General features: G+C 69.8%; 27 protein-coding genes. 1 reads left to right on the top strand and 26 read right to left on the bottom strand.

Annotation, left to right across the window (positions count from 1 at the left end; translation table 11 throughout):
* Positions 1 to 47: 47 nt before the first annotated feature.
* The 23 genes from ACLBXP_RS19170 to ACLBXP_RS19280 all read right to left on the bottom strand — a co-directional run bounded on the left by ACLBXP_RS19170 (position 48) and on the right by ACLBXP_RS19280 (position 13,892).
* A complete protein-coding gene (locus ACLBXP_RS19170) occupies positions 48 to 320 on the bottom strand; it encodes a hypothetical protein (RefSeq protein WP_447669357.1) in 273 nt (90 codons plus the stop codon).
* Positions 320 to 1,129: a hypothetical protein gene (locus ACLBXP_RS19175; protein ID WP_447669358.1), complete on the bottom strand. Its 810-nt coding sequence runs from the start codon at positions 1,127 to 1,129 to the stop codon at positions 320 to 322. The genes ACLBXP_RS19170 and ACLBXP_RS19175 overlap by 1 nt, the downstream gene beginning before the upstream one ends.
* Complete coding sequence (locus ACLBXP_RS19180) at positions 1,126 to 1,557, bottom strand: hypothetical protein (RefSeq protein ID WP_447669359.1); 432 nt, start codon at positions 1,555 to 1,557, stop codon at positions 1,126 to 1,128. Before ACLBXP_RS19180 ends, ACLBXP_RS19175 begins: the two co-directional genes overlap by 4 nt.
* Before the next feature lie 5 nt (positions 1,558 to 1,562).
* Positions 1,563 to 1,805 carry a hypothetical protein gene (locus ACLBXP_RS19185; RefSeq protein ID WP_447669360.1) on the bottom strand — a complete coding sequence of 81 codons (243 nt, stop codon included), beginning with the start codon at positions 1,803 to 1,805 and terminating at the stop codon, positions 1,563 to 1,565.
* 92 nt (positions 1,806 to 1,897) lie between these two features.
* A complete protein-coding gene (locus ACLBXP_RS19190; RefSeq protein ID WP_447669361.1) occupies positions 1,898 to 2,938 on the bottom strand; it encodes a major capsid protein in 1,041 nt (346 codons plus the stop codon).
* 70 nt (positions 2,939 to 3,008) lie between these two features.
* The gene (locus ACLBXP_RS19195) at positions 3,009 to 3,389 is read right to left on the bottom strand and encodes a head decoration protein (RefSeq protein ID WP_447669363.1); all 381 of its coding nucleotides are present in this window, start codon (positions 3,387 to 3,389) and stop codon (positions 3,009 to 3,011) included.
* 46 nt (positions 3,390 to 3,435) lie between these two features.
* Positions 3,436 to 4,683 (bottom strand): S49 family peptidase, encoded by a 1,248-nt coding sequence (locus ACLBXP_RS19200; RefSeq protein WP_447669364.1) that lies wholly within the window; start codon positions 4,681 to 4,683, stop codon positions 3,436 to 3,438.
* Between the two features lie 33 nt (positions 4,684 to 4,716).
* Positions 4,717 to 6,369: a phage portal protein gene (locus ACLBXP_RS19205; protein WP_447669365.1), complete on the bottom strand. Its 1,653-nt coding sequence runs from the start codon at positions 6,367 to 6,369 to the stop codon at positions 4,717 to 4,719.
* A complete protein-coding gene (gene gpW, locus ACLBXP_RS19210) occupies positions 6,366 to 6,593 on the bottom strand; it encodes a gpW family head-tail joining protein (protein ID WP_447669367.1) in 228 nt (75 codons plus the stop codon). The genes ACLBXP_RS19205 and gpW overlap by 4 nt, the downstream gene beginning before the upstream one ends.
* Positions 6,594 to 6,597: 4 nt before the next feature.
* Complete coding sequence (locus tag ACLBXP_RS19215) at positions 6,598 to 8,571, bottom strand: phage terminase large subunit family protein (protein WP_447669369.1); 1,974 nt, start codon at positions 8,569 to 8,571, stop codon at positions 6,598 to 6,600.
* Between the two features lie 9 nt (positions 8,572 to 8,580).
* On the bottom strand, positions 8,581 to 9,225 hold the full coding sequence (locus ACLBXP_RS19220) for a hypothetical protein (protein WP_447669370.1): 645 nt from the start codon (positions 9,223 to 9,225) through the stop codon (positions 8,581 to 8,583).
* A gap of 269 nt (positions 9,226 to 9,494) precedes the next feature.
* Complete coding sequence (locus ACLBXP_RS19225) at positions 9,495 to 10,103, bottom strand: hypothetical protein (RefSeq protein ID WP_447669371.1); 609 nt, start codon at positions 10,101 to 10,103, stop codon at positions 9,495 to 9,497.
* A gap of 230 nt (positions 10,104 to 10,333) precedes the next feature.
* On the bottom strand, positions 10,334 to 10,633 hold the full coding sequence (locus tag ACLBXP_RS19230; RefSeq protein WP_447669372.1) for a hypothetical protein: 300 nt from the start codon (positions 10,631 to 10,633) through the stop codon (positions 10,334 to 10,336).
* Complete coding sequence (locus ACLBXP_RS19235) at positions 10,630 to 10,836, bottom strand: hypothetical protein (RefSeq protein WP_447669374.1); 207 nt, start codon at positions 10,834 to 10,836, stop codon at positions 10,630 to 10,632. The genes ACLBXP_RS19230 and ACLBXP_RS19235 overlap by 4 nt, the downstream gene beginning before the upstream one ends.
* Positions 10,837 to 10,843: 7 nt before the next feature.
* Entirely contained in the window at positions 10,844 to 11,068 is a 225-nt protein-coding gene (locus ACLBXP_RS19240; RefSeq protein ID WP_447669376.1) for a hypothetical protein, read from the bottom strand.
* 163 nt (positions 11,069 to 11,231) lie between these two features.
* Complete coding sequence (locus ACLBXP_RS19245; RefSeq protein WP_447669377.1) at positions 11,232 to 11,372, bottom strand: hypothetical protein; 141 nt, start codon at positions 11,370 to 11,372, stop codon at positions 11,232 to 11,234.
* The gene (locus ACLBXP_RS19250; protein ID WP_447669379.1) at positions 11,362 to 11,781 is read right to left on the bottom strand and encodes a hypothetical protein; all 420 of its coding nucleotides are present in this window, start codon (positions 11,779 to 11,781) and stop codon (positions 11,362 to 11,364) included. The genes ACLBXP_RS19245 and ACLBXP_RS19250 overlap by 11 nt, the downstream gene beginning before the upstream one ends.
* Positions 11,781 to 11,990, bottom strand: a complete 210-nt coding sequence (locus tag ACLBXP_RS19255; protein ID WP_447669380.1) for a hypothetical protein — start codon at positions 11,988 to 11,990, stop codon at positions 11,781 to 11,783. The genes ACLBXP_RS19250 and ACLBXP_RS19255 overlap by 1 nt, the downstream gene beginning before the upstream one ends.
* Entirely contained in the window at positions 11,987 to 12,160 is a 174-nt protein-coding gene (locus tag ACLBXP_RS19260) for a hypothetical protein (protein ID WP_447669381.1), read from the bottom strand. Before ACLBXP_RS19260 ends, ACLBXP_RS19255 begins: the two co-directional genes overlap by 4 nt.
* A gap of 132 nt (positions 12,161 to 12,292) precedes the next feature.
* Complete coding sequence (locus tag ACLBXP_RS19265) at positions 12,293 to 12,514, bottom strand: hypothetical protein (protein ID WP_447669382.1); 222 nt, start codon at positions 12,512 to 12,514, stop codon at positions 12,293 to 12,295.
* Positions 12,514 to 12,747, bottom strand: coding sequence for a hypothetical protein (locus ACLBXP_RS19270; protein WP_447669384.1), 234 nt, complete (start codon positions 12,745 to 12,747; stop codon positions 12,514 to 12,516). The genes ACLBXP_RS19265 and ACLBXP_RS19270 overlap by 1 nt, the downstream gene beginning before the upstream one ends.
* 9 nt (positions 12,748 to 12,756) lie before the next feature.
* Entirely contained in the window at positions 12,757 to 12,903 is a 147-nt protein-coding gene (locus tag ACLBXP_RS19275; protein WP_447669385.1) for a hypothetical protein, read from the bottom strand.
* The gene (locus ACLBXP_RS19280; RefSeq protein ID WP_447669386.1) at positions 12,903 to 13,892 is read right to left on the bottom strand and encodes a site-specific integrase; all 990 of its coding nucleotides are present in this window, start codon (positions 13,890 to 13,892) and stop codon (positions 12,903 to 12,905) included. The genes ACLBXP_RS19275 and ACLBXP_RS19280 overlap by 1 nt, the downstream gene beginning before the upstream one ends.
* Before the next feature lie 247 nt (positions 13,893 to 14,139).
* Here ACLBXP_RS19280 and ACLBXP_RS19285 point away from each other — a divergent pair, with 247 nt between their 5' ends.
* Complete coding sequence (locus ACLBXP_RS19285; RefSeq protein WP_447669388.1) at positions 14,140 to 14,487, top strand: hypothetical protein; 348 nt, start codon at positions 14,140 to 14,142, stop codon at positions 14,485 to 14,487.
* Between the two features lie 431 nt (positions 14,488 to 14,918).
* On the opposite strand, the gene ACLBXP_RS19290 is transcribed toward ACLBXP_RS19285, so the two are convergent.
* From ACLBXP_RS19290 to ACLBXP_RS19300, 3 genes are read right to left on the bottom strand one after another with little or no spacing between them, the layout of a single operon-like run.
* On the bottom strand, positions 14,919 to 15,128 hold the full coding sequence (locus ACLBXP_RS19290; RefSeq protein WP_447669389.1) for a TOBE domain-containing protein: 210 nt from the start codon (positions 15,126 to 15,128) through the stop codon (positions 14,919 to 14,921).
* Between the two features lie 10 nt (positions 15,129 to 15,138).
* Entirely contained in the window at positions 15,139 to 15,936 is a 798-nt protein-coding gene (gene modA / locus ACLBXP_RS19295) for a molybdate ABC transporter substrate-binding protein (RefSeq protein WP_447669390.1), read from the bottom strand.
* 41 nt (positions 15,937 to 15,977) lie between these two features.
* Positions 15,978 to 17,033 carry an NAD(P)-dependent alcohol dehydrogenase gene (locus tag ACLBXP_RS19300; RefSeq protein WP_447669391.1) on the bottom strand — a complete coding sequence of 352 codons (1,056 nt, stop codon included), beginning with the start codon at positions 17,031 to 17,033 and terminating at the stop codon, positions 15,978 to 15,980.
* Positions 17,034 to 17,086 lie beyond the last annotated feature (53 nt).

A 17,086-nucleotide genomic window follows, 5' to 3' on the forward strand; every position in this document is an offset into this window, starting at 1 on the left:
CGCCTCAGGGGCGGCCTTGTCGGGATGGTTCGGGGAGTGGTCGGGGCTCAGGCGGCAGGTTCGACCGGCGCGCCGCGGCTGCGCCGCGAGGATGCGGGCTCGGGCTCGGGCTCGACAGGCGCCTCGGCCGGGGCTGGGACGCCGGTCGACGCGTCCGGCTCGTTGTCGGGTAGGTCGCAGGTCGTGACGTCGCCGCGCTCCGCGAGCGCCGCCCAGTGCGCGCTCCAGGTCACCGGCAGCCCCGCGGCCGGCAGGGCGACGCCGCGCTCCGGATCCGGGATGGTGGCTGCGGGATCGGCCGGGGTGACGTGCTTGCGCATCAGGAGCTCGCTTCGGGGATGTCGAGGGCGTCGGCGAAGGTGCGGCCGGCGTTGCTGTCGGCGGTCCGGTCGGGCGCGGTCCCGCCGTCGAGCGGCTGGGGGGCATAGACGAAGCTTCCACCCCTGAAGAGGGCCGGGGGCGCCTCCTCGGCCGGCGCGAGGTAGCGGGCGAGCAGGTCGCAGGTCGTGCGGCCGGACCCTTCCGGCAGCGCGTTGGCGACGGAGCGCAGCGGCTCGGGGAGCAGGCCGTAGGGCCCGCTCGGCAGGTCCCGGATGTCGCGCTGGTCCTCGCCCTTCAGCTCGACCCGCAGCGTCAGCAGCCGGATCGCCAGCTTCTCGCCCGTCTGGTCGGTGGCGAAGCGCGCGGCCTTCACCGTGAGGACGCGCCGGGTGACGGCCTCGCGCAGGAGGCGGGCCGCATCGGTCTCGCCGACGGTGAGCACGTCGATCGCGCGCTCCTCGATCAGGTCGAGGACCGCCTCGAGCTCGCGGTCGGTGCCGGGCGAGGCGATCATCGGCGCGCCGTCCCTCAGGATCGGATCGCCGGCCTCGTCCAGGGCCACGACGTTCATCGCGATCTCGAGGACGAGGTCGCAGGCGGCGTTGAAGGGCGCGCCGCCGTTGTTCTTCGACCAGGCCTCGCCGTGGCCCTCCTCGGTGGTGAGGATGATCACCGGCACCACCTCGCGGTGGTCGAAGTCGGCGATGCGGCTGTCGTAGACCCGCCCCTCGCAGAGCGCGTCGAGGACGGGGTCGCTGTTCAGCGCCTCGATCGCGGCGAGGCGCAGTGCGGTACGGGCGAGGCTCATCGATCCGGCCTCTGCGCGGTCCGCCGCTCGGACAGGTAGATCCAGGCTCGCACCGGACTCTCCGCGAGGTAGCGCGTCACCTCGAACACCTCGCCGGTGCCGGAGCGGTGAACGCGGTCCCCTTGTTGCGGACGCTGCGTGAGCGCCGCGATCGGCGCGTCGATCATCGGCTGCTCGGAGGCGACAGCGCGCGTCGTGCTGTCGGCCATGGCCCGACCGTGGGCGTGCAGCATCGCGCCGGCGGCCACGAAGATGCCCGGGAAGGGCATCATCGAGCGGCTGGCGCTGGAGACCGAGCCCGCGTTCACATCGACGCGTCCACTCGATGCGACGGGCTTCGCGGTCGGATCGAGCAGGAAGTCCTCGCTGAAGCCCACGTCGAGCTCATCCTGGTGGTCGAGCCACTCGTTGTCGAAGCGCGGGCCCATGCGCGTCAGGCCTTCGCGTCGACCTTGGTCGCGACCGGCTTCGGCTCCTCGTAAATCTCGGCCACCTTGGCCTCGATCAGAGCGTTGGCTTCCGCCTCGTCGAGCTCGACGGGCGTGCCGGGCGGGACGGCCTTCACGAGGTACTTGCCGCCGGTGACGGCGCCGGAGGCGGGATCGATCGAGAACGGCTTGTGGCCGTCGGCGGGCACGTGCAGCGTGACGTTGGCACGAATGGTCTTGGTCGCCATGGGGCGCCTCCGGGTTCGGAATGAGGTGATCCGGCGGTGCGGCCGGCGATCGGGCAGGGAAGCGAGCCGGCCGCAGGACCGGCCCGGGGGCGTCAGGCGACGGTCGCGGCGAGGCTCGCGTTGATCCAGCCGAACAGCGGCAGCGGGGCCGAGGCCATGTTCTGCATGGTGGCGGCAGGCTCCTCGACGTCCCAGACCTTGGGGAAGCGCGGCAGCGCCTTGAAGCCGGCGCGGCGGTCCTTCACGGCTCCGTAGGTCTTGATGCCCTGCAGGGCGTCGATGTTGGCGAGGATGACGGAGTTGTCCGGCATGAACTGCTGGGTGTTGCCGGCCGCGTCCTCGTAGAGCTCCTGGTACTGCCAGAAGTCGAACTCGGGCAGCGAGCCGAGGTAGGCGACCTCCTGGCCCACGGCACCACCCGTGGTCTTGCCGGCGAGATCCACGTTGCCGCTGGTCTGGCGGAACGAGTTCATCACCCGCAGGATGGTGGGCGAGTTGATCAGCATGTCGCCCGCGAGCGGGTCGAGCAGCACGGTGCGGGGCTTGAAGCCGGAGACGCGCTGGGTCTGGGTCGACCAGGCGCGCAGGTTCTGCAGCGGATCGACGCCGGACTGACCCCAGCGCAGCGAGCCGGTCAGCACGATCGTCTGGCTGGGATCGCGCCCCATGTCGAGGGTCTTGGCCGGGAACTTCGGGCCCTGGCAGACCACCTTGCCCTTGAGCAGGAGCTGCAGGGCCATCCAGGTCTCGGTGCGGGTGATCGCATCGTCCTCGAGCATCATGTTGTCGAGGAGGGCGAGGTCGAAGCGCTGCTCGTTGGTGAGCTCGCCGAGCAGGCGCTCGCCGATCCGGCGCTTCAGGGCCTTGAACGGCTCGATGACGTGCTTCGGACGCACGGTCGGCGGGGTGAAGCTCTTCGTGGCATAGCCGCGGGAGGGCAGGATCTCGCCCTCGACGGTGTCCGCGACGAAAGCCGCGAGCCGGCGGGCGCGCTGCACCTGGTCGAAGAACACCTCCTCGGTCTCGAACTGCTGGAAGAACTTGAAGAAGGTGTCGAGGATGAACCGGCTCGGGCGGTCGAGGACGCCGAAGGCGCCGAGCAGCTGGGCGGTGGAATTGACGTCGAGCGCCATGATCGCGGGCTCCAAAGAAAAAGGGCCCGCGCGGGGCCCCGAGGATGGACTGGGATCGGGTGGAGAGGGATCAGCCGAGGACGCCGGCCGAGCGGACGTAGATCTTGCTGTTGGCGACGCGCAGCGCGGCCTCGAGGGTCGCGGCGGTCCAGCTGCCGTCGAAGGTCAGCTTCTCGGCGACCACCTCGATGTCGTCGTAGCCGGAGCAGACGACATCGGCCGTGGAGGCGTCGATCTCGAAGGCGAGAACCATCGCGGGCACCTGACTGCCGTCGTTCGCGGTCTTCACCGAGACGACGTACTTGTCGGTCGCCGTGACGCGGCCGAGCACGGTACCGCGCTTAAGCACCGCACCGGAGGCGTTGGCGCCCGAGGCGACGGTGATCTGCCGATCGCGAGCGCAGCCACCGGCGCGCAGCGAGGTCGGGTCGTAGAGGGGATAGTCGGTCATCGCGGCGCTCCGGCTGCGGGGTTGCGGATCAGGGGGTGAGGCGGGGTCAGCGCAGGCCGAGCAGCGCCTTGGCCTCGGCGGCGCCGCGCTCGGTGGCGCTCATCTTGGACGGGTCCTGGCCGCCGTCCTGGCCGAGGTCGACACGGCCCTCCTTGCCCATCTCGGACGCGAGGTCCTGCCGCTGCTCCGGAGCGGCGGCCTTGGGGGCCTTGGCCAGCACTGCGATCGCTGCGTCGGCCGACATCTCGCTGTCGAAGGCGAGGTGCTCGGCCAGGTCCTGGCGGCCCTTCGCCTCCTCGGAGCCCAGGATCGCCTTGATCCGGGTCTTGGCCGTGCTCTCGCCGGCCTTCGTGGCATCCGCGCGGGCCGTCTCGACGGCCGCGTCGTGGGCCGCCTGGGTGATGTCACTCATCGTCTCGTCCTCGGGGTCGGTGTTGAGGTCTGCCGCGAAGGCGGCGACGGCGTCCGCGAGGGAGCCGATCTCGTCGGCGAGCCCGGCCTCGAGGGCCTGGCTCGCAGTGTAGGTGAGCGCCTCCGTGGCGCGCACGGCCTCGGGCGTCATCGCGCGGTTGCGCGCGACGGTGTCGACGAACACGTCCATCAGCTCGTCGATGCGCGCCTGCCATCGGGCCCGCACGTCGTCGGGCAGCGGCTCGGTCGCGTTGCCGTCGACCTTGTGCTTGCCGGCGTAGATGAAGGTGATCTTGAGACCGGCCTTCTCCAGAGCCGCCGAGGCGTCGGTGTGCGAGGTGACCACACCGATCGAGCCGACGCCGCCGGTGCGGGACACGACGATGCGGTCGGCCGCGCTGGCGATCGAGTAGGCGGCCGAGTAGGCGCGCTCGTGGGCGAAGGCGCGGATGGGCTTCCGGCCCCGCGCCGCGTGGATTGCATCGACCAGGTCGAAGTTGCCCGCGACCTCGCCGCCGGGGCTGTCGCAGATCAGGGCGATGCCCTTGACGTTGCCGTCGACGAGCCCGCGCTCGATCGCGCGCCGGATGTAGACGTAGCCGGTGGCGTAGCTTCCGTAGGCGAGCGAGAGGTTGGCGAGCAGCACGCCCTTAACCGGGACCTGCAGGACGCCGTCGACCACCACGTAGGGGCGGTAATAGGTCATCCAGTTCCCGGCCTCAGGCCAGAAGCCGTCATCGGCCGAAGCCTGCACGCGCGTCAGCTCGGCTGCGCGCGGATCCGCCACCATCGCGGCGAGCAGCGCGGCCACCTCACCGGCGGCGTGCTCGTCGACGAGCGAGGGCCGCCCCTGGGGGAACAGGGCTGCCATCAGGTCTGACATGTTCGGTCCTCACCCTGTCGGCCGGCTCGACGCTCAAGCCGCGTCGTCCTCGTCCGTGTCTTCGTCCTGGCGATTGTCGTCGCCTCGTCGCGAGGCAGCCTTCGGCGCGGCCTTGCCGCGCGAGACCTGGCTCGCATCTGGGTCGAGGCCGAGACGCAGCAGGTAGCGGCGCTCGCGCGCGCGCTGCTGAGCATCCTCCTCCCAGTCCGCGCCCTGCTCGGCCGCTTCGCGCTCACGGGTGGAGAGGCCGGCCTCCATCCGCTCGATCGCGGCGGTGGCCTCCTTGAGCGGATCGACCCAGCCACGGGCCGGCCCGATCCACTTCGCCGCGCAATAGGCGGCCTTCTTTGCTCGGAAGGGCGGGGCTCCCTTCGGCAGCTTGACGATGCCGCGGTCGATCGCCTCCTCGAGCCACGCCGCGTAGATTGGCTGCATGAACTGGAAGGCGAAGTGCTCTTTGCGGGCGGTGAAGCCGCGCCAGACCTCCAGGAGCGCCGCGCGGGCGCTCGAGTAGTTCACCTGGCCCCAGTCGTTCGAGAGCTGCTCGTAGGTGAGCCCCATGGCGGAGGCGACGTTGCGCAGCGAGGCCCGCGTGAAGTGCTCGAAGACGCTGTTGGGGTGCGTCGGGTTGGTGAGCGTGACCTTCTCGCCCGGGGCCGTGAAGTTTACCTTCACGCCGCCGAGCCGCATCGGCGCGGCCTCGTGGAAACCGAGCCGCATCTGCTGGTAGGCGGAGAGCTCGTCGGTCGAGCTCTTGTCGTCCATGAGCTGCGCGAGCTGCTCGTGGTCGTAGGGGCTTTCGATGAAGGCCGCCATGATGGCGTTCAGCACCGCGGCCTGCATCTCGGCCTCATCGTAGCGACCGAGCATCTTCAGCCGCTTCACGATCGGCGCGAGCGGCGACGTGCCCCGCACCTGGCCGGCCCGTTCCGGCTCGAAGGCGTGGACGATGACGCGACGACCGAAGCTCGTCTCGCGCGGCACGCGCTCCCAGCGCCAGGGCTCCATGCCGACATAGAGATCGCCGGGGTGCGAGACGCGGATGTGGTAGGCGACCGCTGCGCCGTCGGCGTTCATCTCGACGCCCTGCCGGAGCTTCGCCTGCTCGTAGCTGCCCGCGGGGTTCGACAGGCGATCGGGATCGATGATCTGGATCGCGGTGGCGTAAGGGCCGCCGCGCGGCCGCCAGAGGATCGCGGCGAGCGCCTCGCCATCGGTCACGCGGTGGCGGAAGGCGAGCGCAAGGATGCCCCCCATGCCGGTCCGGCGGCCGACGTCGCACCAGCAATCGGGGTCCTCGGCGAAGTCCCGCCAGGCGCCCTCGATCTCCGCGGCGAACTCGTCCGCCGCGTCGTAGTCGACCTCGCCCGTGCGGGTGCGCAGGCCGAGCGAGCGGGCGTTCGGCTTGGCCGAGAGACGCCAGCCCGCACCGATGATGGCGTCGACCTGCCGTGTGACGCCGCCCGAGGCCCAGCCGTCGTTGCGGGCCAGATCGTGCACGCGCGCGATCATCGGATCGCGCTCGCCGAAGAGCGCGGAGGCGCCCGACGGGTTGTGGGGGTTCCAGGCCTCCAGATCGGTGTCGCGGCGCGAGGCCGCCTGGAACGAGGTTGCGAGCTCGCGGCCGGTCACGCGCTCGCGCACCACTGGCTCACCATCCGGCCCGAGGATGCGCACCGCACTCATCCGGAGAACGCGATCCGACGCCCGGGCGTGCGACGCAGCGTCGTCTGCGAGGAGGGAACGCCGAGCGCACCCTCGAGGCGGGTGATGTACGCCAGGAGCTCTGCGGCGCTCGCCGGCTTGTAGACCATCTCGCGCTCGTAGTGGCGCAGCTTCACCAGGCCGCCCCGGGTCATGAGCTTGTGGTAGGCCCCTCTCGCCTCGTCGAGCATCGCTTGCGTGGCCATGGGATCACCCGGATCGGTTGAGGGCGGCGGCAAGCCGGGCGATGCCGCCGAAGCGCGACGCCCCCGGCGTTGATTGTGCTGGTGAAGCGGTTGCCTCCGTTGGCACCCTGGCCACCGGGACGGGCTCCGCGGTTCGGATCGGGACCTCGGGTACAGGCTCGGCGAGCGGATGCTCGCGTTCGGCCTCGAGCTTGTCCCAGCGTCGGTCCGGCATGCCGCGCAGGCCGAGCCGGTTCGCTGCCGTCTCGGCCTGCAGGTGCGTGTCGAGGGCCTCGTTGGCCTGGCCCGGATCCTTGATCCAGCGGTAGACCTCGGCGCCGAAGCGTTTCACGGCGGTGCGGCGCTCGGCCGTCAGCTGCCGGAAGTACTCGTCGTCGAGCCCGCGCGGGAAGTGCACGTAGCCGGGCTCGGCCGGGTCCGGCTTCAGCAGGTTCCGGTAGAGCGCCATTTTCAGGACGCTCGAACCGAAGTTGTAGAACCGCTTCGAATACTTCAGCGGCCGGCCGGCGGCGTTGCGCTCCTTGCGGACCTGCTCGAGCACCGGCGAGGTGTCGCGGTTGGCGCCGCGCACCATGATCACGCGCGAGGCCGGGTGACGGCTGGCCCAGCCCCAGACGTCCTCGGTCCAGGCGTTGCCATCGATCGCTGCCAGGTCGATCCTGACCGGCCGTCCGAAGCTGTTCGGCCAGGTCTGCTGCACGAGCTCGTCGAGGAGCCCGCGCGTCGCCGGCTCGCTGATGTGCCCGGGCACGACACCGTACTCGACGACCCAGCGCTGCCCGCTGCGCCCGAAGGCGATGAGCTGCCACTCGACGCGATCCGCCTGACAGTCGATGCCAAGGGTGAGCAGCAGGCCGCCTCGCGGGATCGTGCCGCGGTCGTAGCCCGCCTCAGCGGCGCGGTCGCGCAGGCCCTCCCAGGGCGGCGCCTCGCCGGTCGCCTTGAAGGCCTGTCCGACCGTATCGTTGAGGAAGGCCCGCTCGGCCTCCGGATCGCCCTTGGCCTTGAACCACTCGAAGGCGACCTGCTTCCAGGACTGCAGGAAGCTATAGGCCGACCAGATGTAGAACGAGCGGTGGATCCGCTTCATCTTCGGGTTGGCCGCGCGCCACGCGTGGCGCTTCAGCATCCAGGCCCGGTGGTGCTCCTCGATCGCGGCTCCGCAGTCGACGCAGGTGAAGAAGGCCCGCTCCGGGTGCTCCGGATCGAGGTTCGCCTGCATGTTCTCCCATTCGAGGCTCTGCATGTGTCCGCAGCCTGCGTGGGGGCAGGGCACGAACAGGCGCTCCTGTGAGCCGGCCTCGTAGCTCTTCGAGATCCGGCAGCCCGGCATCACGAGCGGCGTCGAGATCTTGAAGATCTTGGCGAAGGTGATGGCGCGCGAGCGGCTGTCCGCCTGCACCTCGGGGTCGCCTGCGGAATTGTTCTCCCACTTCGCCAGATCGTCCTGGACCTGGCGCGGGACGGTGACCTGGCTGAGGGAGGCCGGCGAGTTCGCGCCCGAGATCAGGATGGCGCCGAGGCCGTCCGCGCGTTCCTTGTAGAGGGTGGAGTTGCCGCCCTCGCGGCTCTTCTCCGGGAACAGGGCCTTGAGCGAAGTCGTCCCCCGTAGCATCGGGGTGAGCTTCATCTTGGACCAGCGCTCGGCGTTGTTGTCCGTCGGGTGGACGTACATCAGGTCGCCGGGGTCCATCTCCATGGAGCCGCCGGTGAAGACGTTAGCGAGCACCGTGCCGCCGAGCTGCGCCGACTTCGCGAGCGTCACGATCCGGCATGGATCGGACGGCGACAGGGCGCGCAGGATCTCGTTGAAGTAGCTGAAACGGTCCGGGTTGTAGGGCCCGGGCTCCGGGCTCTCCCGCTTCGTGAACACGATGTTGCGCACCGCCCAGTCGAGATAGTCGACCTTGGCGGGCGGCTTCAGCGCCGCCGCGATCGCGTCGGCTGCGACGCGCGCCGCGTTGGCTAGAACCGTCATGAGATCGCCTCAGGCCGACGCGGCGACCGTCTCCGGGATCGCCTCAGCGACCTTGGCGGCAGCGGCTGCCGCCTGCTCGCGCACCTTTCGGAACTGCTCGTTCAGGTGGTGGGTGACGTCGCGCGCGTCGATCTTGAACTCGGCGGCGATTGCGGTGGCGATCTCCGGCAGCGCGCCCTCGAAGATGCGCATCATCTGGCCCGCGATCTTGCCCATCTCGGCTCGGACCGCACTGGTCTCGGTGTAGAGGCCCTCGCTCGCCGCCTCCTCGACGGCAGCCATGCGGTTCGCCCGTTCGGCCGCCTCGAGCTTCGCCTGCTTGAGCTTGCGGTCGACATCGTCGCTGGCGCCGTCGCTCGACCAGCTGCCGCCGGCGTCGAGGTCCTCGTCCTCGCCACCCCCAACGGAGGGAACCGGCGAGCGTGGGATCGTCAGACGGGTGCCGAGCCCGTTCCCGAGCGCCTGGCCGACGTCGCGCCGCAGATTGACCTGCCGCAGCGCGGCCTCTGCCCGGATCCGGGCGGAGCGGCCTTGGCCGACGAGCGCGTCGCCGGAGATCTTGCCCTCGTCGATCCATTGGGTGACGCGGCCCGGCGAGACGCCGGCGATCTTCGCAAACTCGCTCTTGGTGACGATCCGGTCCGGGTTCGACATGGCGGTCCCCGGCGCTCCAGGAGCCTCCCGTTTCTTTAGCTCGACTTTAGGAGTGCTCTTTAGCCCGACTTTAGGGCTCTAAAATCAGGGTGTTGGCCGAAAGACATCGTTCCGGCAAGGGGATAGCAGGCATGCACGCCCGATTTTAGGGGCTCAATTTTAGGCTTTCCGAATTGGCTCAGACTGGAGCAATCCCGGGGTTTACCGCCCGCAAGACCACTGCGCCCAGGAAGGACCCGTGGCATACCAGATCTCAGTCCTGCCGAGGTTCACCCGCCGATGGCGCGCTGCAGCTCATGCTCGAGGCGGCCCGGAAGCTCCGAGGCCGCCACGGAGTTGAAGGCCGCGGCGGTCGCGCCGGTCACCATCTCCTCCGGGATGAACAGGCCCGACTTCACCTTCTGGAAGCGGTCCATGCCGCTCTTGCCCTTCGAGGCATGAGCGGTCCGCGTCTTGGTCCCAGTCCGCTCGAAGACCTGGCCGTTCCAGTTCGGCTTGGTGACCCGCTTCGGCCACCAGCCCGCCTTCATGAAGGTGTGCGGGTAGACCGAGCGGCGGTTCCACGGCGCGGCGCTCACGCCGGGCCGCGTCTCACGGGCGCCGAAGTACTTGAGACCCACGTCACCACCGGAGGAGCGGATGGCATAGGTCAGAGCCCCGGGCGAGGCCTTCGTGACCCGGAGCGCCTTGACGATCACGCGGCGCTTCAGACCCGTCTGCGCGGTCAGCGCGCGGGTCATCTGGGTCTTGGCCTTGTCGCCGGTGTGGTTGATGGCCCGGGCGAGGCCGAGATGCACCCGGGCGCCGGCAGCCCCGATCAGGTTGCCGAGGCGCTCCAGGTCATGGGCGTCGAGGGTGACGAACAGGCCGCCGCTCATCGCGCCTCATCCTGTCTGCGATCTGGCGGGCCAGGGCCTCGGCATCCTCGCGGAGCGTGCGCTGCACGAAGGCGGCGGCGGTTCGCACGCCGACGGCGTCGCGGCGGCGGACAGCGCTGGCTACCGCGCCGATCGCCTGTCGCCGCTCAGCGCACCGGCAGCTCAACGCCCGACCGTGATGGTGCGCAGCTCGCCCGAGACGGGGTCGAGGATCGTCAGCGTCTGTGGCATCAGGATCGTCCCTTGCGGAAGCGGCCATCGGCGCCGCGGGGCGGGGTAACGGCCGAGCCGCTGGTGGGCGGCTTCGGCCGGCCCTCCCCGCAGCTGCAGGGCTGATGGCCACCGCGGCGCGCCGGCTCGCGACAGGCCATGATGAGGAGCCACACGAGGCCCGCGGTGATCGCCACCAGCACGACGCTCCAGGCCTCGACCGGATGCATGAGCCGATCGGCCACGCGCTCCTGGACGGGCAGGTAGGCGACGGCGCCGAAGGCTGCTCCGAGGCAGGCGGCGAAGGCGGAGCGGATCATCGACCGAGCTTCGGCGAGACCGTCGGCAGCTCGCGCGGCCGTTGGTGCTGCATGCGGGTGTCGACGTCGGCGTACCCGACGACGTCGGACAGAGCCTCGGTCTTGCCGACGCTCTGGCTCTTCCGCACGTGGAGCGGCCGCGTGGCGAGTTCGAGCGCCGCCAGGGCGCCGCCCATGAAGGGGATGGCGGAGCGTAGGAACATCGGGGCCTCAGGGTTGGCGGTTCGGGGCCGCCACATCGCTGAGCGCCGTGGCCCTCACGCGACAGAGCGACTGCACGTTGGCGGCGACGTAGTCCCAGGCGGCGAAGTCGGAGCGGAAGCCGAGCGCTTCGGCTGCCTCCGGCACCCACGCGGTGCGCTCGCCGTCGGCGGCGAGGTACAGCGGCGCGGAGTCGGGCGAGCTGGCCAGCTCGATCCGCCAGACGTTGATCATGGGGTCGGTCTCGGGCTGGGAGCGTGGCGATCGCCCGTGCCCGAGCGCTCGGTTTTGGTTCCGCTAAGGGGAGTTATCGGAAGCGCGGCCTATGGGAGATCGACCATTACGGAGCGGCTTCGCGCCCATGCTAGAACGACCCGTCGGAGCCATCCCCGGAACATCAGGACCTCGCGATCCGCGACCACTCGTCGGCGATCGCGAGCGGCAGCTGCAGGGCGGCCTCGTGCCAGATCTCGATGGTGCAGCGGTAGACGTCGAGGAGCGACCAGAGGTCGAGGCGGTAACCGCGCTCAGGTCGCATCGTCGTCCTCCAGGAGGTCCTCGACGACGGCGTCGCGCTCGGCGTCCGTATCGGCGAGGCGGTAAAGGTGCAGCTCGGTCGCGCCGTCGGCTGCAGCGAGCTCTGCCGCTTCCTGGACGGTGCCGGCGTGGCCGAGCCCCACGATCTGCGCGAGCTGATCGGCGCCCCTGCGGACGCCCAGGATGACGGCGCCGGGCGCCTCCAGCGCTGCCGCCGCGGCGATCGGGTGGACGACGACGACGTAGCGGCGCCCGCTCTTGCCGCGCCAGGCGCTCATGTCGATGGCCGCCGGCGTGCGCATGCGCAGCAGCTCCTCGCGGATCTGCGGGCGGACCATCCGGTCCGCGCGCATGTCGGCAAGCGCACGCGACCAGGGCAGGCGGCGGTGGATCGAGGAACGGGAGACCATCAGGGGGCCTGGCGCTCGCTGCAGCGGACCTTGGTGTAGCGGCCGTCGCCGAGCAGCTCGTCGCGGGCCACGCTGACCTGGCTCGTCATCATGCAGGCGAAGAGCGACGGCACCGGCGCGGTGAGCACGTCGATCGCGGTCTCGCGCGTGCAGTCGGGCTGCGCCGTGGTCGCGGCGCAGACGAGGATCACGGCCAGGATCTGGTTCATCGCCGCGGGTCCTTCTCGTCTGCGAAGGTGTCGAGGATCGCCACGATCGCGAGGAGCGCGATCGCCGCGAGGAGGCAGGCCGCGGTGGGCGGGGAGATCAGCACCGGCGCGACGGCCTGGGCTGCTGTTGCGGCCTGGCTCTCCAGGTCGCTGAGGATCAGCCCGTCCATCGTGGATGCCTCAGGGGGTGGGGTAGGAGCCTCGCCAGCGGCGAGCGCTGGGCTCGGGCGGGCGGGGCACCTGCGGAACGGGGATCGCTAGCGCGAGGCCGGCGAGGAGGAGCGCAGCGGTGAGACGGGGCATCAGGTCCTCGCGGTGCCGTCGCCGCCGAGGCGGTAGCCGTAGCTCTGCTCGGCTGCCGCGCTCAGCTCGCGCCGGAGCTGCAAGCGCTCGCGGGCGGAGCGCAGGTCCTCGATCGAGACGACCGGCCGGGCGATCTTCCGGCGAAGCACCGCCAGCCCCCGGTCGAACAGGACGATGTCCCGCAGGATCTCGGGCAGGCGCTCGACCTCGGACTCGGTCATCACAGCCGGAACCCCTGCAGGAAGGCGCGCCGGACCTCGCGGCATTCCGCGGCGTTCCGGCACTCTTCGGCGATTACCGTGGCGATCCGCTCGTGCATGGCGCTCGGCGCCTTCCCGGCCGCGTAGGCTTCGAAGGCGTCGGCCGCGGCGCCGAGGCTGGCGCTCGACCGCCCCACGAGTGGCGCGAGCTGCTCGATCGCGACGTTGATGGCATCCGCCGGCGAGGTATCCATGGGCGCGCCTCAGCCGAACAGGCTGTCGAACGCCGCGCCGAAGACGACGCGGGTGCGGAGGGCCTGGGCGCGGGCAACGAGGTTCGGCGGGCAGTAATCCACCGCCAGGATGGCATCCATCAGCCCGAGAAGGGCTTCGCGTTGGGAGGCGGTCATCACAGGAAGCCCTTGCCAGCGTGGTTCACGAAGGCCTGGGCCCGCCGGTCGTACCCCTTGAGGGTGTCGACCTGGGTGTGCCGGGTGACCTGCATGACCTTGAGGAGGTCGGCGCCCGCCTGGAGCGCCGAGGTGACGAAGCCGGCCCGCAGCGAGTGGCCGGAGAACAGGTCCGCATCGAGCCCGACCGCGGCCGCGCGATCCTTGACGATCTGCGCGACGGAGCGGTCAGTGAGCGCAACGAGCCCGACGCGGCCGCCCTTCGCGACCTGCCGGAACACCGGTCCGGAGGTGATGGCGGCAGCTCGCAGCCAGGCGTCGAGCGCCTGGACGGGCTTCAGCTTCGAGCCGGCCGGGATCGGGATCTCGTGGCCCGCACCTTCCTGGTCCGTCTTCGACCGGGCGATGTGGATCACTACGCCCTCGGCCGAGCGCTCCAGGTCGGACACCTGCAGGGCGACGAGCTCGGAGCGCCGCAGCGCCGCGGCGAAGCCGATCAGCAGGAGCGCGCGATCGCGCTTGCCGACGAGCGTCTCCGGGATCCGCTTCAGGATCTTCTTGAGCGCCTCGGCGGTGGCCGGCGCCTTGCGGGTCGGCTTGGTGCCGATCGAGCGGCGAATGCCGCGGATCACGGCCTTCACCGGCTCGCTGTTCGTGGGCGGCTCGACGCCGGCGGCGCGGTGCGCAAAGGCGATCGCGGCGGCGTGCAGATCGATCGTGGAGGCCTTGCAGCCCCGATCAGCGAGGCTCGCCATGTAGCTGGCCGTCGTCTCGATCGAGGCGGGCATCGGCTCGGCGGAAACGCTCGCGCACCAGGCGCGGAAGGCATCGAAGGCGCCGCGGTAGGCTCGAACCGTCCGGTCCGCCTTCGAGGCGCCGGCGTAGGCCTTGGCGCTGTCGAACGCCGCCTCGAAGGCCGGCGTATGGACGACGAGCTCGTGAACGACGTCGGCCGCCGGTGCGACCGGCACCGGCAGCTGAATGGTCATCGTCCGCAACGCTCGTCAGGCTGAGGCCAATCAGCTGGCCAGCAGTTTGCACCCGTGCACTGGGCTTAGGCTCATCTATAGGTGAGGAAATCGCTCCGGTTCCTCGGCTATGAGCCTCAAGCCGAACGATTAGCGGACCGAACCACGTTCTTTTACGGGCTGCGGTCCGCCCTCAACGTTTCAGTTGCTTCCGCTAAGGGCAATTAGCGGAAGCGGATCAGCTCCGGGCCTGGTGCTGGCGAGCCCGATGGCGAGCGATCGCCGTCGGTACGGGCAGGGTGGGCCGACGGTGCAGCGCGACGCCGGCGCCATCGTGCCCCGGCCAGGCGCCGGTGAGGTCTCGGTAGACGCGCCGAAGCCCGTTCCGGATCTCATCGCGATCGATCACGTAGGACTCGGCCGTGTGCCGGTGGCCTGGCGCTCGAAGCCGGTCCGCCAGGAGGCAGAGCTCGTGCAGGCGCTTCGCGAGCTCGCGCTCGGTCACTGCGGCGTGTCCGACATCAGGGTTCACCCTATCAGATCACCGGCGCACCTGCGATGCGGCCATGGCCTGGTGAGCGGTCTATGTGCGTTGCCAAACAAGCAGGTTCACTGATGCCCGGATGCGGCGAAATACACGCTGCCGCGTTTCGCCCGCGCCATGGACCGAAACGACAACGGCCCCGAGCGGGGGTCCGCTGGGGCCGTGGATGCATTTCTGCTTGATCCCTATACGTCAAGCGACAAACCGCAGTCAACCGCTAGAGTTTCTCACCGGAGGCCATTCGATGATCCAACCGAGCCCCATGCTGCTTCCAACTCTCTGCAGCCGCCAAGAACGTCCGCTCCGAAGGAGATTGTTAGCTAAGAACCTATAGCTGGGTTGGGTGGATATCTGCCGGTCAGCTTTCAGGTGCCACATACAGAAAGCGGACCTCATCGTGACACCCGCTCTCATACCGCTCTAGACTACGTAGGGTTGACTGCAGCCCGGCACATCCTGCTCCGTTCTGGGCTGCCTCGCTCCCCTGCTGTTGGGCTGGCCGTTCAGTCGACGGCAATCATGACGTCCGAGGACTTGATCACGGCATAGGCTTCGTCACCCACCTTCAGCTTGAGGCTGTCCACTGCCTCGTTCGTGATCACCGCTGTAACGATCTGACCTGCTGCGATTTCGATCTTGACGTGCGCAGTGGTGGCACCCTTCTCGACCGACACGACCTTGCCCTTGATGACGTTGCGCGCTGAGATCTGCATCGAGTTTCCGCTACTGTGAGCCGGCCTTGGCCGGGATGACGCTGAAGCCCTGGGCTTCGAAGAACGGCTTGCCTGCGCCGCTCTTGAGGAAGTCGAGAAAGCGAGCGGCGCCATCGCCCTTTGCCTCCGACGTGACGGCGAACGGGTACACCACGGGCGGGTGGCTGTCCGCCGGAAAGACCCCCACGACCTTCACGCCCGGATCCGACTTGGCATCGCTCTCGTAGACGACGCCGAGGGGCGCTTCACCCCGTGAGACCAGGGCGAGAGCGGCCCGGACGTTGTCGGCCTGGGCCAGCCGCGGCTGCAGGCCGCCCCAGAGCCCGAGCTTCTCGAAGGCAGCCTTGGCGTACTTGCCGATCGGCACCGAGTTGACCTCGCCGGTAGCGAGGCGCCCATCGGATCCGAGGGCCTTGGCGAAGCCGTCCTGCGTGAAGGCGATTGCGTCCGTCGCGGCGTCCTTCGGCGCGATCACCACCAGGCGGTTGTTGAGGAGGTTCACGCGGCTGTCCGGCCGGATGAGGTTCTTCTTGGCGAGGTAGTCCATCCATTCGAGATCGGCCGAGGCGAACAGGTCTGCGGGCGCGCCGGCCTCGATCTGGCGGGCCAGTGCCGAGGAGGCCGCGTAGCTCGCCTTGACCTCGGTGCCCGTCTGCGCCGTGAAGGCCTTGCCGGCATTGTCGAGGGCATTCTTGAGGCTCGCCGCCCCGAAGACCGTGATCGTCTCGGCAGCTCGCGCCGCCGAGGGGCCGACGACGGACCCGATGGTGAGGCCGAGAAGGAGGGCGGTGCGCGTGAAGCTGAGCATGCTGGACGAGACCTCGGGGACAGGAAGCAGAAGCAGGGGTGTCAGGCGGCCTTCGGCAGGGACGCCATGTCGATGACGAAGCGGTACTTCACGTCGCTCTTCAGCATGCGGCCGTAGGCGGTCTCGATTTCGCTGATCGGGATCATCTCGATGTCGGCCGTGATGCCATGCTTGCCGCAGAAATCGAGCATTTCCTGCGTCTCCGCGATGCCGCCGATCAGCGAGCCCGCGAAGCTGCGCCGCCGCCAGATCACGCTGAACACGTTCACGTCGAGGGGCTTCTCCGGCGCGCCGACCTGCACCAGCGTGCAGTCGCGCTTGAGCAGGCCTAGATAGGCGTTGATGTCGTGGGCGGCCGCCACCGTGTCGACGATCAGGTCGAAGCTCTCGGCGTGCCGGGTCACCTGCTCGGCGTCCCGCGAGATCACCACCTCGTCGGCGCCCAGGCGGCGCGCATCGGCCTCCTTGCCGGGGGACGTCGTGAACAGCACGACGTGCGCGCCCATGGCGTGGGCGAGCTTCACGCCCATGTGGCCGAGGCCACCGAGGCCCACGATCCCGACCTTCTTGCCGGGACCGGCGCCCCAGCGCCGGAGCGGCGAGTAGGTAGTGATGCCCGCGCACAGCAGCGGTGCGACGCCCGCCAGGTCGAGGCCCTCGGGCACGTGCAGGACGAAGTGCCGATCGACCACGATGTGGCTCGAATAGCCTCCGAAGGTGTTGCCGCCGGTACCCTGCTCCGGCCCGTTGTAGGTCGCCGTGAAGCCCGGTTCGCAATACTGCTCCAGGCCCTCGCGACAGGCCGTGCAGGTACGACAGCTATCGACCATGCAGCCGACCGCGGCGAGGTCGCCCGCCTTGAAGTCGCGCACCTCGGCACCGACCCGGGTGACGCGGCCGACGATCTCGTGGCCGGGCACGCAGGGATAGAGAGTGTTCTGCCACTCGTTGCGGGCCTGATGCAGGTCGGAGTGGCAGACGCCGCAATAGACGATCTCGATCTCGACGTCGTTCGGCCCTGGGTCGCGTCGGTCGAAGGTGAAGGGCGCGAGCGGCGTCTCGGCACTCGTGGCCGCATAGCCCGTGCAGGTGAACATGCGCGTGTCTCCGCGAAGGTTGCGCCCGGTCGAGCCGGGGCGGCACTCGGCCC

Source organism: Methylobacterium sp. A54F, from assembly GCF_053346035.1.

Coding starts and splice junctions, on each gene's coding strand:
- ACLBXP_RS19170 (WP_447669357.1), bottom strand. CDS start 320: ATGCGCAAGCACGTCACCCCGGCCGATCCCGCAGCCACCATCCCGGAT.
- ACLBXP_RS19175 (WP_447669358.1), bottom strand. CDS start 1,129: ATGAGCCTCGCCCGTACCGCACTGCGCCTCGCCGCGATCGAGGCGCTG.
- ACLBXP_RS19180 (WP_447669359.1), bottom strand. CDS start 1,557: ATGGGCCCGCGCTTCGACAACGAGTGGCTCGACCACCAGGATGAGCTC.
- ACLBXP_RS19185 (WP_447669360.1), bottom strand. CDS start 1,805: ATGGCGACCAAGACCATTCGTGCCAACGTCACGCTGCACGTGCCCGCC.
- ACLBXP_RS19190 (WP_447669361.1), bottom strand. CDS start 2,938: ATGGCGCTCGACGTCAATTCCACCGCCCAGCTGCTCGGCGCCTTCGGC.
- ACLBXP_RS19195 (WP_447669363.1), bottom strand. CDS start 3,389: ATGACCGACTATCCCCTCTACGACCCGACCTCGCTGCGCGCCGGTGGC.
- ACLBXP_RS19200 (WP_447669364.1), bottom strand. CDS start 4,683: ATGTCAGACCTGATGGCAGCCCTGTTCCCCCAGGGGCGGCCCTCGCTC.
- ACLBXP_RS19205 (WP_447669365.1), bottom strand. CDS start 6,369: ATGAGTGCGGTGCGCATCCTCGGGCCGGATGGTGAGCCAGTGGTGCGC.
- gpW (WP_447669367.1), bottom strand. CDS start 6,593: ATGGCCACGCAAGCGATGCTCGACGAGGCGAGAGGGGCCTACCACAAG.
- ACLBXP_RS19215 (WP_447669369.1), bottom strand. CDS start 8,571: ATGACGGTTCTAGCCAACGCGGCGCGCGTCGCAGCCGACGCGATCGCG.
- ACLBXP_RS19220 (WP_447669370.1), bottom strand. CDS start 9,225: ATGTCGAACCCGGACCGGATCGTCACCAAGAGCGAGTTTGCGAAGATC.
- ACLBXP_RS19225 (WP_447669371.1), bottom strand. CDS start 10,103: ATGAGCGGCGGCCTGTTCGTCACCCTCGACGCCCATGACCTGGAGCGC.
- ACLBXP_RS19230 (WP_447669372.1), bottom strand. CDS start 10,633: ATGATCCGCTCCGCCTTCGCCGCCTGCCTCGGAGCAGCCTTCGGCGCC.
- ACLBXP_RS19235 (WP_447669374.1), bottom strand. CDS start 10,836: ATGTTCCTACGCTCCGCCATCCCCTTCATGGGCGGCGCCCTGGCGGCG.
- ACLBXP_RS19240 (WP_447669376.1), bottom strand. CDS start 11,068: ATGATCAACGTCTGGCGGATCGAGCTGGCCAGCTCGCCCGACTCCGCG.
- ACLBXP_RS19245 (WP_447669377.1), bottom strand. CDS start 11,372: ATGCGACCTGAGCGCGGTTACCGCCTCGACCTCTGGTCGCTCCTCGAC.
- ACLBXP_RS19250 (WP_447669379.1), bottom strand. CDS start 11,781: ATGGTCTCCCGTTCCTCGATCCACCGCCGCCTGCCCTGGTCGCGTGCG.
- ACLBXP_RS19255 (WP_447669380.1), bottom strand. CDS start 11,990: ATGAACCAGATCCTGGCCGTGATCCTCGTCTGCGCCGCGACCACGGCG.
- ACLBXP_RS19260 (WP_447669381.1), bottom strand. CDS start 12,160: ATGGACGGGCTGATCCTCAGCGACCTGGAGAGCCAGGCCGCAACAGCA.
- ACLBXP_RS19265 (WP_447669382.1), bottom strand. CDS start 12,514: ATGACCGAGTCCGAGGTCGAGCGCCTGCCCGAGATCCTGCGGGACATC.
- ACLBXP_RS19270 (WP_447669384.1), bottom strand. CDS start 12,747: ATGGATACCTCGCCGGCGGATGCCATCAACGTCGCGATCGAGCAGCTC.
- ACLBXP_RS19275 (WP_447669385.1), bottom strand. CDS start 12,903: ATGACCGCCTCCCAACGCGAAGCCCTTCTCGGGCTGATGGATGCCATC.
- ACLBXP_RS19280 (WP_447669386.1), bottom strand. CDS start 13,892: ATGACCATTCAGCTGCCGGTGCCGGTCGCACCGGCGGCCGACGTCGTT.
- ACLBXP_RS19285 (WP_447669388.1), top strand. CDS start 14,140: ATGGCGAGCGATCGCCGTCGGTACGGGCAGGGTGGGCCGACGGTGCAG.
- ACLBXP_RS19290 (WP_447669389.1), bottom strand. CDS start 15,128: ATGCAGATCTCAGCGCGCAACGTCATCAAGGGCAAGGTCGTGTCGGTC.
- modA (WP_447669390.1), bottom strand. CDS start 15,936: ATGCTCAGCTTCACGCGCACCGCCCTCCTTCTCGGCCTCACCATCGGG.
- ACLBXP_RS19300 (WP_447669391.1), bottom strand. CDS start 17,033: ATGTTCACCTGCACGGGCTATGCGGCCACGAGTGCCGAGACGCCGCTC.